The organism is Vibrio sp. QJM3NY_35, from assembly GCF_057785915.1.
Window position 1 is genome coordinate 1416973 of the sequence record NZ_CM173507.1, and the last position, 16019, is coordinate 1432991.

A 16019-nucleotide genomic window follows, 5' to 3' on the forward strand; every position below is an offset into this window, starting at 1 on the left:
ACACTCATTCATTCTCGTGGGTTACGCTTGGAGTTATTGGACTTGAATAGGCATATCAGCTTTAGATAGTAAGGCTCATTTGCAACTTAAAAACAGCGCTGAAACCTTCGTTATCTCTACAACAAAGTGTAGGTTTTCCCCTAAGATCGACTATTGATTCTTTTCTTATCGACTCCCCATTCATTTACCTACCCATTCACAAGTTGAATTTAATTTATAAAACATCTTGATATGATCAATATTTGCGCTATTATGACGATGAGTCAAAAATGACGAAGCGTCACAAAATGGTTAACTACATGAATTTACTATTCGTGTTAATATATTGAATAGGAGTGTTTCAAATACTGGCGAAGCTTAGATGATAGCTAAGCTCAAATACGGACTGAGAAATTATGTTTGGCTTTGGTTGTAAAGGCGATAAACAAGGTATCTTTGGGTGCAAAGGCGTGTTGTCTAAAAAGCAGCAGTCTATTGCAGACCGAGAAGTAGAGTTGATGTTGTTGGCGAAAGATCTGGTTCGAGAACAAGGGTTCGGAAACCTCACGATGGATAGGCTAACGGCAGCAAGTTCTTATTCTAAAGGTACGATATACAATCACTTTTGCAGCAAAGAAGACGTGGTTTTGGCGTTATGTATTCATTCTCTTAAAACAGAAGCAGTGATGTTTGCTCGCTCTGGAGAGTTTGAAGGCAATACACGTGAAAAGATCGTCGCACTGCACGTTGCTTACCGAATCTATGCACGCATGGAACCGGTTTTATCAACCTGTGCGATCATGGCGAAAAGCCCGTGGGTACTAGAGAAAGCGTCTAGTGCACGCGTAGCCGAGATGAATGAACTGGAAGAGTTGGTGATTGAACAAGCCGACACTATGGTTAACCAAGCGGTAGAGGCGGGCGACCTAAAGTTCTCTTCTGGTGTGGGTTCTGATGCCATCGTGTTTGCTAACTGGTCAATTGCATTTGGTTCAAATGCCTTGTCACAGAATGCATCAAACAGTCATTGTATTAAGCGGTTACAAGACCCGTATTCAGTATTACACAATGCGAACATGATTCTAGACGGCCTCAATTGGCAGCCCCTTTCTAGCGATTGGGATTACCGCAAAACGTGGCGTCGTGTAGAACAAGAACTGTTCAGTGAAGAGATCGCTTACTTAGAATCTGTAGGTCGATAACTTCCATTAAGCCCACACATGTGGGTTTATTAATAACCATTTTTGACGATTCGTCACAAACTTGAGATTAACCGACTGTGGTTGCTGTTTTCTTGAGTATTTGACTAAGCATTGTGTCTTTTGTCAGCTTCGGCTGGCTTTTTATGACACATATATGACGAATCGTCACAAATGGAGACTGTGATGAAACATGACAGCCAGAAGCCCGCTTTCGATCAGCAAAATCGAGATAACCGTAATGCCGATAACGCAAACGCAGATCTAGATAACAGTTGGCACTCAATACCGACCAAGCGTTCGTTTATCGTTCTGCTGGTGGTGTTTTCAATCATCATTCTCTCTGCATTAGGGGCTAAGAACCTCTACTTTAGAGGGGATTACAACATCTTCTTCGAAGGCACCAACAAGCAGTTGATGGCGTTCGATGAGATTCAAACCACCTTTGCAAAAACCGACAACCTTGCGATTGTTGTCGCCCCTGAAGATGGCAACGTCTTCACCCCTGAAACTCTCACCCTGATTCAAAATCTCACCGTTGATGCGTGGCAGATCCCGTACTCAAGCCGTGTCGATTCTTTGGCCAATTATCAGCACACCGAAGCTGTTGAAGACGACTTATTGGTGGAAGATCTGCTGTATGAAGAATACGAACATACGCCCGAGCGAATCGCCAAAGTGAAACAGATCGCGCTAAACGAACCTCTGCTTAAGAATGCGTTGGTGTCGGCTTCTGGTGATGTGACCATTGTTAACGTGACCGTGCAATTACCTGAAGTAGATAAAACCGCGGAAGTGCAAGAAGTCATAGCAGCAATCAACACTATGATCGCCAAGTATCAAGCGGACTATCCTAACGTCGAATTCCATAAAGCGGGCATCATTGCTATGAACAATGCTTTCATGATGTCGGCTCAAGAAGACAGCTCAACACTGGTGCCATTAATGCTATTGGTGGTGTTGGTATTCCTGACCTTTATGCTGCGCTCATTCTTTAGCGTGGTGGCGACCTTAGTTGTGATTATCTCTTCGATTGTCGCGACCATGGGGTTGTCTGGCTGGGCAGGGATGTTCCTCAGCACCGCAACGGTTAACGTCCCAACTTTGGTTTTAACTTTGGCGGTGGCCGATTGTGTTCATGTGATTGTGACCATGAGACAAGCCATGCAGCGTGGCATGGAAAAAGCACAAGCTATTCAATACAGCATCAAGCTTAATGCGATGCCGATTTTGATTACCTCAGTGACCACCGCGATTGGTTTCTTGATGATGAACATGTCGGACTCCCCCGTATTACGAGACTTCGGTAACTTATCGGCATTGGGCGTGATCATCGCATGTTTCCTATCCGTGACTATGCTGCCTGCGCTATTAAAACTGCTACCAGTTAAGACTTTACCAACGAATGAAGTGGCACAAAGTAAAGTGACCTTCATGGATAAGCTCGGTGACTTTGTGGTAACTAATCGCAAAGCGTTATTGCCTATTTCTACTCTAGTTATCGTCGGCGCCGCGGCATTAATTCCACTGAACAAAGTGAATGATGAATCGGTGAAGTATTTCGATACCTCTAGCGAATTCAGACAAGCAGCCGACTTCATGGAACAGACTGTAAGCGGTATGACGACCATCAGTATTGCGGTCAAAACTAACGAGTCTCAAGCGATTGCTGATCCTGTGTTCTTACAAGCGATTGGTGATTTTACCGATTGGCTACGTGTTCAACCAGAAACCGACCATGTTGCTACGCTTTCTGATGTTTACATGCGTCTGAATAAGAACATGCATGGCGATGATGACAGCTATTACCAACTGCCACTTAACCGAGAGTTAGCCGCGCAATATCTACTGCTTTACGAGATGTCTCTGCCGTACGGTTTGGATTTGAATAACCAGATCAACGTCGATAAATCATCGATCAAAATGGTACTGACGGTAGACAACCTCGGCAGTGTGGAATTGGTTGAACTCGAAGAGCGTATCTACTCATGGTTTGCCGCCAATGCACCTCAGTATGAAGTGGTCGCGTCGAGCCCATCATTGATGTTTGCTCACATTGGTGAAACCAACATGGCGAGCATGCTATCGACTCTGCCAATCACCTTAGTGCTTATCTCTGGTTTGATGATCTTCGCATTGCGATCGGTTCGCTTAGGCATGATAAGCCTAGTGCCCAACATTGCGCCTGCGATTATTGGCTTTGGTTTATGGGCGCTTATCTCTGGTGAGATCAACCTTGGTTTGTCCGTAGTTGTGACGCTCACTCTAGGTATCGTAGTTGATGATGCGGTGCACTTTTTAAGCAAATACCAGCGCGCAAGAATTGAAGGGAAATCTGCAGAAGAAGCGGTGCGATACGCTTTCCACACGGTTGGGCGTGCATTGTGGATCACCACAGTGGTACTCGTGGCGGGTTTCTCTGTACTGGCGATGTCGAGCTTCAGACTCAACTCCGACATGGGCTTAATCAGCGCGATTGTGATTTTCATTGCGCTGGTGGTCGACTTCATCTTGTTACCAAGCTTACTGATGATCTTCGACAAGCAGACCCACTATTCAGTTCAAACTCAGCACGAATCAAAGCCTGACACCAAGTCGCAGCCTAGCTCGACAGGCGAACTGACTACATCGACCAAATAAGGAATCGTCAGCCTGCTGCGGTGGGCTGACTCAAGGAGATATTTATGAAAAGCGTTAAACAATCATTCGTTACTACATTATTTGCTGTGAGCACGTTAAGCATCAGCACATTCGCCGCTTTCCCAGCATTAGCAGACCCAGCGAAAGGCTTAGAAATTGCCGAGCAACGTAAAGCGGTCGATGTTGGGTGGGGCGATTCTGTCGCGACCATGGAAATGCTACTTCGCAATAAACAAGGTGAAAGCAGCTCTCGTCTAATGCGATTGAAGTCGCTAGAGGTTGACGACGATGGTGATAAAGGGCTGACTATTTTTGATGAGCCACGCGACGTAAAAGGCACGGCTTTTCTAAACCATTCACACATCACTAAATCTGATGACCAATGGCTGTATTTTCCTGCATTGAAACGTGTAAAACGCATATCTTCACGCAACAAATCGGGCCCGTTTATGGGCAGTGAATTTGCTTACGAAGATTTGAGCTCGTTCGAGTTAGGAAAGTACACCTTCAACTACATTGAAGACGCCAAAATTGAAGGTGTGGATACCTTTGTATTGGAGCAAGTACCGACCGACAAAAACTCCGGTTACACCATGCAAAAAGTATGGCTAGACCAACAGCACTACCGCCCAATGAAAGTCGAATTTTACGACCGTAAAGGCGCATTGCTGAAAACTCTATCGTTCCAAGACTACAAACAATACCTAAACCAATACTGGCGCGCACACACCATGTCGATGCAAAACCACCAAACAGGCAAAAGTACGGTATTAACTACGACAGATTTAGCGTTCCAGACCGGTCTTAAAGACAAGGATTTCCAAAAGAACACACTAAAACGTGCAAAGTAAGGCAGGAATATGAAAAGGATTGTGGCAACAGGAACCCAGTTATCCTTAACTTTGGCAGCGACCGTCGGGCTTATGCAGGTGTCGTTGCCATGTGTGGCGGCAGGCTTTAGCTCTGAATTCGTAGAACAGATCACCCCAGAACTCGCAGGGCAAGTTAACCTTGAACACAGACAGTTCTTTAGCGAGGGTTTACAGGGGCAGAACAAAGGACAAAGCTCACTGGTGTTACAACCGGAGTTTTACTGGGAGCAACAAGAAGGCAGCGGCAGCTTTACCTTCACCCCGTTTTATCGCCTAGACAGCGAAGATGATGAGCGTACCCATGGCGACGTTCGTGAAGCTCTGTATCTCAATTATTGGGACGATTATGAACTGCGAGCCGGTGTCGGTAAGGTGTTTTGGGGCGTAACCGAATCGGCGCACTTGGTCGATGTAGTAAACCAAACCGATGCCATTGAATCGGTCGATGGTGAATCCAAGTTAGGTCAGCCTATGGTGCACTTTACCTCGATTAAAGACTGGGGAACCATCGATGCCATGTTACTGCCGTATTTTCGTGAACGCACCTTTGCAGGGGAAGACGGTCGACTAAGGCCAACGGTGCCAGTTTCGGACGATGCGCTTTATGAATCCTCGCGAGAAGAAAAGCATGTCGATGTAGCGCTGCGCTATAGCCAAATGTACGGCGATTGGGATGTCGGCTTAAGCTATTTAGGAGGTACGAACCGTGACCCTTATTACCGTGTTGAAAGTAATGAGCTCAAGCCCTATTACGCGCAAATGCAGCATTTCGGCCTTGATGTTCAGGGGATTATGGGTGATTGGTTATGGAAGCTTGAAAGCATTTATCGCGACAGCTACGACAACCACACAGGCGTAGCAACAGGCTTTGAGTATACATGGGTTGGGGCGCTAGAGTCGTATTGGGATATCGGTTTTATTGCTGAATACTTGTACGACAGTCGAGGCAACAATGCGCAGAGTGTCGGTCAAAACGACGTGTTCCTTGGGGCGCGTTTCGCCTTAAATGATGAAGACGGGACCGAGGTGTTAACGGGCATCACTCAGGATCTAGATAACAGTGATGTTTACAGTGCAAAGCTCGAAGCATCAAGCCGCATCAACAACAACCTAAAGTGGCGACTGAACGCGTGGTTGTTTGAGAACGAAACCCCAGAAGACTTATTGTTCTTCGCTCGCAAAGATGATTTTGTTGAGATGGCGTTGGAATATTACTTTTAGTATTTTCAATAAGTTAAGTTAATGTTGGTTTATTGGGGTGTTCTTGTTGAATTGAACGCCCCAAACCCAGTGTTAATTTATATTTGTAGAGATCGAAGTCGTCTTTTTATAAAAGGAGTAAGCAATCAGGTAGGCCTACAGGTAGTATGGTTATATTTTACATGTATATATAACCTCTACATATGCACGCTTTTGACTACTGGTAACTGCCGGTAAACAAGTGTGATTTGGGCGTTAAGGGATTTATGAATTCATTTACTTGGAATAGATACTTCGAAACAGGCATTGGTGTCGTAGATGAACAACATCAATACCTCGTCGGTTTTATCAACCACTATGGCAATTTGCTGTCTGAAAACACTATCTCAATCGAAGATATTAGCATCGCTTTACTCGATCTTACGAGCTATGCAGAGTTTCACTTTAAAGAAGAAGAATCTTTGATGAGAGCTCGTAATTTATATCGCTCTCACATCGAAGAACACATCAAAGTGCATCGTGTTTTTATGCAAGATATCTACAGCATGCAAGCTTTCATTTTAGAAGAAGATCAGGCGTCTGCACGGCAGCTACTCGATTTCTTAATTCATTGGCTTGCGTATCATATCCTCGGTATTGACCAAAACATGGCTCGACAAGTGGCCGCGATAGAGGAAGGAGCGACCCCTAAACAAGCGTTTGAAGCCGAAGGAAAACAGAACGATTCTTCAACCATTCCTCTATTAGCTGCTCTTAAAGGCCTATTTGAGCAAGTCTCCGAACGTAATAAAGAGTTGTTACGGTTCAACCAGCTACTCGAAGACAAAGTCGAAGAACGGACGGCAGAATTAAAACGAGCGAACAAGAGACTTGAAGAGCTGTCATTAACCGACTCTCTTACTAATTTGCATAACCGTCGTAGTGCTTTTAAACAGTTAGCGCTGCATTGGCAAGACTCCAAAGAACTGGGCATACCTTTAGTGTGCATTATGATTGATGCCGACCACTTCAAGCGCATTAATGACACCAGCGGCCATGATGCAGGCGACTTGGTGCTAAAAACCCTCTCCCGTGAACTGAAAAACACGTTCCGTAATGATGATATTGTTTGCCGGTTAGGTGGCGATGAGTTCTTGGTTATTTGCCCTGACACCGACCTTAAAGGTGGGATGTACATCGCGGAAACCGCTCGACAGAAAGTGTCTGAATTAGAGGTTGAAACCAGTAATCAAGTTTGGATTGGCAGTATTAGTGTCGGTGTCGCTGAAATAACCGAAGAATTCGGCTCAATGAACGATTTGATTAAAGCCGCCGATGACTCCGTCTATTTAGCGAAAAACGCAGGCAAAAACAGCGTTTGTTCGATTCAGATTTAGAGCTCGGTTTACTTGAGAACGAGAGCACCTTTCGCTTTAGTCTTTGATCGCTACTCACTTCAAGTCTGGAACCTAGCAGCTTTAAATCTAAAACCTAGCTCGCTTTAGTTTTTAAGCGCTATCCACTTCAAAATAAACAAGTGGCACCCGTATTTGTGCCACTTCTTCTTCCTCCTCATTAATATCCTGTTAAATTTGCCGTGTTTTTAGTCAATAACTTGTTCTTTTAGCGATTCAATTTGGCATTGGTTGCGTGTTTGATTAGTATGTGTAGCTATCTAAAAAAACTAATCATCCGATACGGACACTACCAACTGGTAGATGAGGAAATGATGCAACATCTAGAAGAGATCATTGCTAATGCAACGACTGCTATTGATACAGCAGATTCGTTAGTCGCACTTGATGAAGTGCGAGTTCAGTATTTAGGTAAGAAGGGTGAATTAACTCTTCAACTACAAAGCCTAGGTAAACTTCCACCTGAAGAGCGTCGCACTGCTGGTCAAGAGATCAACAAAGCGAAAGGTGCTGTTCAACAAGCGATCGCAGCTCGCAAAGACGCACTTCAACGTGCAGAGCTTGAAGCGAAACTAGCTGAAGAAACTATCGATGTGAGCCTACCAGGTCGTCGCATTGAGAACGGTGGTCTTCACCCAGTGACTCGCACTGTTGAGCGTATCGAACAGTTCTTTGGTGAGCTTGGCTTTAGCACTGAGTCTGGCCCTGAGATCGAAGATGCATTCCACAACTTTGATGCACTAAACATCGCAGACGATCACCCAGCTCGTACTGATCACGATACTTTCTTCTTCAACCCTGATCTAATGCTACGTACGCACACTTCTGGTGTTCAAATCCGTACGATGGAAAACGGCAAACCGCCATTCCGCTTCATTGCTCCGGGTCGTGTTTACCGTAACGACTACGATCAAACTCACACGCCAATGTTCCACCAAGTGGAAGGTATGTTAGTTGATGAGAACGTAAACTTCGCACAACTTAAAGGCATTCTTAACGATTTCCTTTGTAACTTCTTTGAAGAAGAAGTTGAAGTGCGTTTCCGTCCTTCATTCTTCCCGTTCACAGAGCCTTCAGCTGAAGTGGACGTGAAACGCAAAGATGGCAAATGGCTAGAAGTTCTAGGCTGTGGCATGGTTCACCCTAACGTACTTCGCTCTGTTGGCATCGACCCTGAGAAATACTCTGGTTTTGCATTCGGTATGGGTGTAGAGCGTCTAACGATGCTTCGTTACGGCGTAAATGACCTTCGTGCGTTCTTCGAGAACGACCTTCGTTTCCTTAAACAATTCAAGTAATCCGGGGCAGTCAAAACTATGAAATTCAGTGAATCTTGGCTACGCGAGTGGGTTAAACCTGCAATTAACAGCGAAGAGCTAGCTCACCAAATCACTATGGCTGGTTTGGAAGTTGACGATGTAGAACCTGTTGCTGGTGAATTCACCGGCGTTAAAGTAGGTAAAGTGGTTGAGTGCGGTCAGCACCCAGACGCAGACAAACTACAAGTTACAAAAATTGATATCGGCGAAGAAGAGCTGCTAGATATCGTTTGTGGTGCATCTAACTGTCGTCTTGGCCTAACGGTAGCAGTAGCAACAGTTGGCGCAGTACTTCCTGGTGACTTCAAAATCAAGAAAGCAAAACTACGTGGCGTTCCATCGAACGGCATGCTTTGTTCTTTCTCTGAGCTAGGTATCGACGTAGAGTCAGACGGCATCCTTGAGCTGCCTGAAGGCATAACGCTAGGTATGGACGTACGTGAGCTTCTAGAGCTTAACGACGTAACTATCGACGTAGACCTAACAGCAAACCGCGCAGACTGCTTCAGCATCCGTGGCCTTGCTCGTGAAGTTGGCGTACTAAACCGCGCAGACGTTACAGAGCCAACAGTTGAAACTGTTGTAACAAGCATTGAAGACACAGTATCTGTTGAAATCAAAGCAGCTGATGCTTGTCCACGTTACCTTGGCCGTGTGGTTAAGAACGTAAACGTGAAAGCGGACACTCCAATCTGGATGCAAGAAAAACTGCGCCGTTGTGGTATCCGTTCAATCGACCCAGTTGTAGACATCACAAACTACGTGATGCTAGAGCAAGGCCAACCAATGCACGCATTTGATCTAGCTAAGATCGAAGGCGGTATCGTGGTTCGTCTAGCAGAGCAGGGCGAAAAGCTAACACTTCTAGATGGCAACGAAGCTGAACTAAACAGCAACACACTTGTTATCGCTGACCACAACAAAGCACTAGCAATCGCTGGTATCTTTGGCGGTCAAGATTCAGGTGTGACTACTGAAACAACAGACGTACTTCTTGAAGCTGCATTTTTCGCACCGGATCACATCCGTGGTCGCGCGCGTGCTTACGGCCTTCACACAGATTCTTCTCTACGTTTCGAACGTGGTGTTGATTCAACACTTCAAGCAGCAGCAATGGAGCGTGCAACGCAGCTTCTAGTTGAAATCTGCGGCGGTGAAGTTGCGCCAGTAAACGGCAGCGAATCTGAAGCTGATCTTCCTAAAGCAAACGTAGTTGCTCTACGTCGCGCTAAGCTAGACAGCCTACTAGGTCACGAAATCCCATCTACAGACGTAGTGGAAATTCTTACTCGCCTAGGTTGTAACGTTGAAACGACAGACGCAGGTTGGACGGCAACGTCTCCATCTTGGCGTTTTGATATCGCAATCGAGCAAGACCTAATTGAAGAAGTAGGTCGTATCTACGGTTACGATAACATTCCAAACCAAGCGCCTAAAGCGGCACTTAAAATGAATGACCACAAAGAAGCTGACCAACCGCTTAAGCGCGTTCGTGACCTTCTTGTAGACCGTGGCTACCACGAAGCAATCACATACAGCTTCGTAGAACCAGAACAGCAAAAACTTGTTGTACCTGGTGTTGAGCCGCTAATCCTGCCATTCCCAATCTCTGCGGACATGTCAGCAATGCGTCTTGGCCTAATCCAAGGTCTACTAAACACAGTTGTTCACAACCAGAAGCGTCAACAGTCTCGCGTTCGTCTATTCGAATCAGGCCTACGTTTCATCCCTGAAGCAACGGCTGAAAACGGCATGCGCCAAGAAATGATGCTTGCGGGCGTTATCTCTGGTACTCGTGGCGAAGAGCACTGGGACATTGCAACTAACACTGTAGATTTCTTCGATCTTAAAGGTGACCTAGAAGCAGTTCTTGAGCTTTCTGCAAACGAAATCGCATACAGCTTCAAAGCAGCTAAGCACCCAGCACTTCACCCAGGTCAAACTGCGGCTATCGTAGTAGACGGCAAAGAAGTGGGTATCATTGGTACTGTTCACCCAGAACTAGAGCGTAAGTTTGGTCTTAACGGCCGTACTATCGTATTCGAAATCGAATGGGCAGCTATCAACACTCGCGTGCTTCCAGAAGCAGTAGCAGTATCTAAGTTCCCTGCAAACCGTCGTGATATCGCCGTTGTTGTTGATGAAGCAGTTGCTTCTGGCGACATCGTAGAAGCGTGTATCGCTGCTGGTGGTGAATTCCTAACAGGCGCTAAACTGTTCGACGTATACGTTGGTCAAGGCGTTGAAGAAGGTAAGAAGAGCCTAGCTATCGCACTTAGCCTACAGTCTGTAGAGCGCACACTTGAAGATGCAGACATCGCTGGTTCAGTAGATGCTATCGTAGCTTCAATCTCAGAGAAATTCGGCGCAGCACTTCGCGACTAATCTCTTCTGATAGATAGAAAATCAAAGGCCTCGCATTGCGAGGCCTTTTTGTTTTTGTTATTAATTTATCCCCAAAACAGAGATATTGCGATACAGACCATAAGAACAAAACCTAAATATCTAGTCCGACTCTATATAAAATGACTTGTATAGTGTTAATATTGCATACCAGAATAATTATTTAAAGATCGACTAATGGCGATAAAGAAAATAGAAATTACTAATGTATTATCATTTAAAAGTATTGTGATTGATGATGTTGGTGATATGAATTGCATTGTAGGAAAAAACAATGTTGGAAAATCTAATCTATTAAAGTCTATTGTTTTCTTTTATAAAAAATTAGAGGGAGTAAAAGAGCTTCCTCCTGAACTGTTCTCCAATTACGATATTCAAGGTTGTATATCAATGACCTTTGATATATCTAGAATGATTAAGATTCACAAGGCAAACATAGCGAACCCATTTTATAGCTTTGCTGTCAGAAAGTTGACTCCTACCGATGACTTGTTTCGTTCAGAGCTTTCTACAGAGTTTACTCTTTCTTTATACATAAAAAATGACCAATCCACATACTGGTCGACTAGAGATAATCAAGTTTTAAATTTAATATCCTATCTATATCCATTTTTTTATATTGAACCTCGTCATATGTCATTACATAACTGGGAAAATTTGTGGGATCTTGTTTCGAGGATTAAGTCTTTTAACCTGAAACATGTTGATAGGAAAGAAATACACAGTTTTTTTGATGATCACCTAAATCAAAGAAACAAGAAGTCTTATAGTGAATATTTATCCTTCATTGACAATTTTATGTCGACAAAAAATAGTTCCCATAAAGAAAGAATTATGTCTTATATCAATGCAGGGATTAAAGGTCGAGAGTTTGAAATAAATAATTCGTCTCTAATGGTTCAGTCAGATGGTACAAACTCATACCATTATATTGAAACATACCTAAATATTCTAATTAGAATTTCAAAGAGGGAGTACATTACGCCTTTTGTGTTCATTGATGAGCCAGAAGTGGGCCTTCACCCTAAAATGTGTGAAAAGCTAATTCAAAACATCTGTGATAGCTATAATTATCCAGAAGGCGTGAAGTTGTCGGTAAGGCAACCTAGTGTTTTCATTACAACACATTCTCCGAATATAGTTAAAGAAGTAATTTTAAATTTTGATGATAAACAAAAAGTTATATCATTTGATTTAGATAAGAACTCATCAAAGCCCCATACCCGTTTACATGTGATGAATTCAAATTATGAAGATACGACATTTAAAAATATTTTCAGTGATAATGAATCTAGGTTGTTTTTCAGCAAGTTTATTTTATTTGTAGAGGGAGCAACCGAGTTGGAGTTGTTCGGGAATAAATTTCTTTCTAAACATTTTGATAACCTTAAAGATATAGATATATATGCATCTTCAAATAATAATATTTCTGAAAAAATAAACCCAAGTTATTTGAATACTTCTATACCATATTTGTTTTTATTCGATTCTGATAAAGCTTGGGATTTTAAGTTTGAATCTAACTCAAAGCCAAAGATTAATTTCAAAAAAAACGGCACGTTACTAAACTTCAAGAATGATAATTTGTTAAATGATTTTAATAAACTAAATAAAGGATATAGTAGAGAGGCAAGAGATAATTCTAAATTAGTTTACGAAATCATTGAGTTTGGGGTAACCCCCCCAGAAATATGTAAAACAAAGCAATCTTTCAAAGATAGATCGGTTTATGAGCAATTTCAAAATAACGTAAAAAAATATGCGTTAATGAAAAATTGCTACTTGATTAGTACTACGATAGAAGGTGTTCTAATTAATAAAAATGCAAAGGATTTGTTTGCTAAATGGATGGCTTTAGATAGCTTAATCAGCGTAGATTTAAGTGACATTAGAAAAAGATTAGAAAATAGAAAATATATTACAGATGATCTTCTTTTTGAATATATGAGAGTGATATTCAACGGGAAGAGTGAAACACTAACTGATTATAAACTTTTTAATATAGGACTTTATAATAAGTGGAAAGCTGAAAATGATAAGTTAACCCAACAATGTAACTGTAACTGCAACTGTGCTAAGTGTTCATTAGGAATGAGTAACAAATATGAAAATGATAAGCTTAGAAAGACAAGCTATCTTTCGAAATTGTTGATGGGGCAACTCGAAAAAAAGACTATAAAAAATGCCTCTCTTAAAAAAACGAATGGGTGGGTTAGTCGATTTATGGACTTCTCCATAAAAGAGATTGAACTGAGTGCTAGATCAAAAGGCATTGATTTTAAAGATGAATTTAAGCTTTACTTTCCTGAGTTGCATGATATATTGCGGAGGCTTCAACCCGATAGTTAAAGGGAAACGAGTGGTTTACTCCACCCATTTGAGGGTAAAGCCCTTCCACGAGGTTAGAATAACCTTCATTCAGGTTGTTTTTTCCTCCGAGTCCCAGAATTACAGGGCAAGATCATGAAAAACCCATATGGAATAAGGGGTAGCGTGAAGTAATGTTTCCACTAATTTGTACACTGAAGTCACAATAATCTCAATACATCCAAGATCGATTTGATGATCAGATTTAGGTGTGATCATATACTGTTTTTTAACAGCAGATATTTAGCCTAATGAACGGATTAAGCCTTTTGGACCATATTTCAGTTATTCGAGACCCTCGCCAAGCTTGGAAAATAGAGCACACGCTAACCGACATTATCTTCTTAACAATTGCAGCAGTGATTGCTGGTGCTGAAGGTTGGGAGGATATTGAAGATTTTGGTGAAGATAACTTGGAATGGCTTAGACAGTATGGTGATTTCAAACAAGGCATACCAGTACACGATACCATTGCCCGAGTTATCAATCTTATTTCCGCCAAGCAACTACAACGATGCTTTACAGCGTGGATGAAAGACTGTCATGAGGTGACTGAGGGTGAAGTGATTGCTATCGACGGCAAAACTCTCAGAGGCACATACAACAAAGACAAGCGTTGTGGTGCAATCCATATGGTTAGTGCGTTTAGTGCTGCAAATCAAGTTGTGTTAGGGCAGGTTAAAACAGCAGACAAAAGCAATGAAATCAAAGCGATCCCCGAACTGCTTGAAATGCTTTCCTTACGAGGTTGCTTAGTGACGATTGATGCTATGGGATGCCAGAAGGATATAGCTGAAAAGATAGTCGGCCAAGATGCAGATTACCTCTTAGCGGTAAAAGGTAATCAAAAACGATTGGAGCAAGCGATTAGCCAAGTGTTTAATTCTAGTATGCTTAATAGTTTTGAAGGTGATAAATACGTCACTCAAGAGAAAGGACATGGTCGTACAGAAACGCGTTTGAGTATGGTTGTTCACAATACAGATTTCTTAGGCGATATAGCGCTTGATTGGGCGGGACTCTCCACCATTGGTATGGTCGTTTCAATTCGTCAAGAAGGTGATAAGCCAGCAGAAACAATGCAAATCAAGCACTACATAAGCTCAGCAAAACTGACGGCTAAAGCTTTACTAGAGAGCACGCGAGCACATTGGAGCATTGAAAATCAGATGCACTGGCGATTAGACGTAGGTTTTAAAGAAGATGAATGTCGGATTCGTCGAGAGCAAGCTGGTGAGAATTTAGCAGTTATAAGACATATAGCTTTAAATCTGCTGACGGAAGAAACTAGCTTCAAAGCAGGGATCAAAAGAAAGCAGAAAAAAGCAAACCGTAGCAATAGCTACCTTTCGCAAGTCCTTGCAGTACAAGGGGCTTCGTAATCTTGCCCTGCCCAGAATTATCAAATGATTACAATTTGTAAATGTTATCATATGGTCACCTTCGGTGTAACTTTGTTCTTTTGTATCGGGTTGAAGCAACATTATGAAAAAAATTAGCAGAGATGATTTTGTAAAAGATATATTAGGCTTAAGTGTATCCACATCTTTAGATTCGCCTACGCTCTCAGTTAAATATCATAAAATTAAGAATCAAGATACCTATAGTATCGTTGAAAAAACATTACATTATTATGCTAACAAAGCAATAAATGAGAATATCTTATCTAAGATTAGCGTTAATAGCTCAGCTAAAGGCTTTGTTAAAGGTAAATCATATTTAGACTTTTTATATGAGCATAAAGATGGATATTATTTTTTAAGGCTTGATATTAAAAAGTTTTTCCCTTCAATTAGTCACGTTAATATTAGAAATATTTTAAGTCAATACCTTTCTTATAAAGTTAATAAGAAAGATAAAATATCAACACTCGATTATGCGATGAATTTAATTACGCATAGCGTTGAACCTAAATCTACTCCTTTTCTTCCGGTTGGCTTTTCATCTTCTCCAATACTGTCTAATATTATATTTAGAAAAATTGATGTATTGATTGAAAAGCTTTGTTTGGACAAGAATGTGAAGTACACTAGGTATGCAGATGACTTACTTTTTTCTTCAAGTAATAACCCTGAAATATTAGACGATAAATTTATTAACGAAATATCAAAACTTGTTTCAATATTATCTCTGAAACTAAATGTAAGAAAAACAAAGAGAAAAAAAGGTCTCATTTCACTTAACGGTTACGTCATATGTAATAAATCTCCAGATCAGCCTTGGTTTTTTTCTAAAAAGAAGAGGTACTTTACGGGAAGTTTGTGGGTTTCAAATAAAAAGACAAAAAACATTTCTAAGTTAATTTACTTGATGGAGAAAGGACACTCTTCAGATTATATAGCCAATAAAGTATTGAAAATAACACCAAGCAAGAACAATATTATCTATGGTGTTAATGTCGATTTCTATACGAAATATTGTAATGATCAAGTTTTAAATAAAGCTAGAGGTTATCGATCTTATTTACTTTCTTTAATTATTTATGACTCTAAAAATAAGTGTGTGGAAGAAAATTATATAAATAAGTACTCTAAATTAGTCAGGCGCTTAGAATTAGTTATAGATAAGTACACTTTCTAAACTCACCGCTGGTGGTAATAGCTCTTGACCCGTCGACAACTTCACACTTTATAGTCGCTATATTGA

General features: G+C 41.8%; 10 protein-coding genes. All 10 read left to right on the forward strand.

From position 1 onward, the window contains the following. The first annotated feature begins 395 nt into the window (after positions 1-395). The 10 genes from AC3CH3_RS06430 (at position 396) to AC3CH3_RS06475 (ending at position 15953) form a co-directional block, all read left to right on the forward strand. Positions 396-1181 carry a TetR/AcrR family transcriptional regulator gene (locus tag AC3CH3_RS06430; RefSeq protein WP_488537994.1) on the forward strand — a complete coding sequence of 262 codons (786 nt, stop codon included), beginning with the start codon at positions 396-398 and terminating at the stop codon, positions 1179-1181. Positions 1182-1364: 183 nt separating this feature from the next. After that, positions 1365-3818, forward strand: coding sequence for an efflux RND transporter permease subunit (locus tag AC3CH3_RS06435; RefSeq protein WP_488537995.1), 2454 nt, complete (start codon positions 1365-1367; stop codon positions 3816-3818). A gap of 44 nt (positions 3819-3862) precedes the next feature. Then, positions 3863-4669 (forward strand): outer membrane lipoprotein-sorting protein, encoded by an 807-nt coding sequence (locus tag AC3CH3_RS06440; protein WP_488537996.1) that lies wholly within the window; start codon positions 3863-3865, stop codon positions 4667-4669. Positions 4670-4678: 9 nt separating this feature from the next. Next, positions 4679-5911 carry a hypothetical protein gene (locus AC3CH3_RS06445; protein ID WP_019822508.1) on the forward strand — a complete coding sequence of 411 codons (1233 nt, stop codon included), beginning with the start codon at positions 4679-4681 and terminating at the stop codon, positions 5909-5911. A 245-nt stretch (positions 5912-6156) separates the two neighbouring features. Continuing rightward, positions 6157-7266: a diguanylate cyclase gene (locus tag AC3CH3_RS06450; protein WP_488537997.1), complete on the forward strand. Its 1110-nt coding sequence runs from the start codon at positions 6157-6159 to the stop codon at positions 7264-7266. 332 nt (positions 7267-7598) lie between these two features. After that, positions 7599-8582, forward strand: coding sequence for a phenylalanine--tRNA ligase subunit alpha (pheS, locus tag AC3CH3_RS06455; RefSeq protein WP_004734764.1), 984 nt, complete (start codon positions 7599-7601; stop codon positions 8580-8582). An 18-nt stretch (positions 8583-8600) separates the two neighbouring features. Further along, positions 8601-10988 (forward strand): phenylalanine--tRNA ligase subunit beta, encoded by a 2388-nt coding sequence (gene pheT, locus AC3CH3_RS06460; protein ID WP_488537998.1) that lies wholly within the window; start codon positions 8601-8603, stop codon positions 10986-10988. Between the two features lie 195 nt (positions 10989-11183). Further along, positions 11184-13355 carry a retron Eco8 family effector endonuclease gene (locus tag AC3CH3_RS06465; protein ID WP_488537999.1) on the forward strand — a complete coding sequence of 724 codons (2172 nt, stop codon included), beginning with the start codon at positions 11184-11186 and terminating at the stop codon, positions 13353-13355. 269 nt (positions 13356-13624) lie between these two features. Beyond that, on the forward strand, positions 13625-14755 hold the full coding sequence (locus AC3CH3_RS06470; RefSeq protein WP_261875708.1) for an ISAs1 family transposase: 1131 nt from the start codon (positions 13625-13627) through the stop codon (positions 14753-14755). Between the two features lie 103 nt (positions 14756-14858). Next, a complete protein-coding gene (locus tag AC3CH3_RS06475) occupies positions 14859-15953 on the forward strand; it encodes a reverse transcriptase family protein (protein WP_488538000.1) in 1095 nt (364 codons plus the stop codon). The last annotated feature ends 66 nt before the right edge of the window (positions 15954-16019 follow it).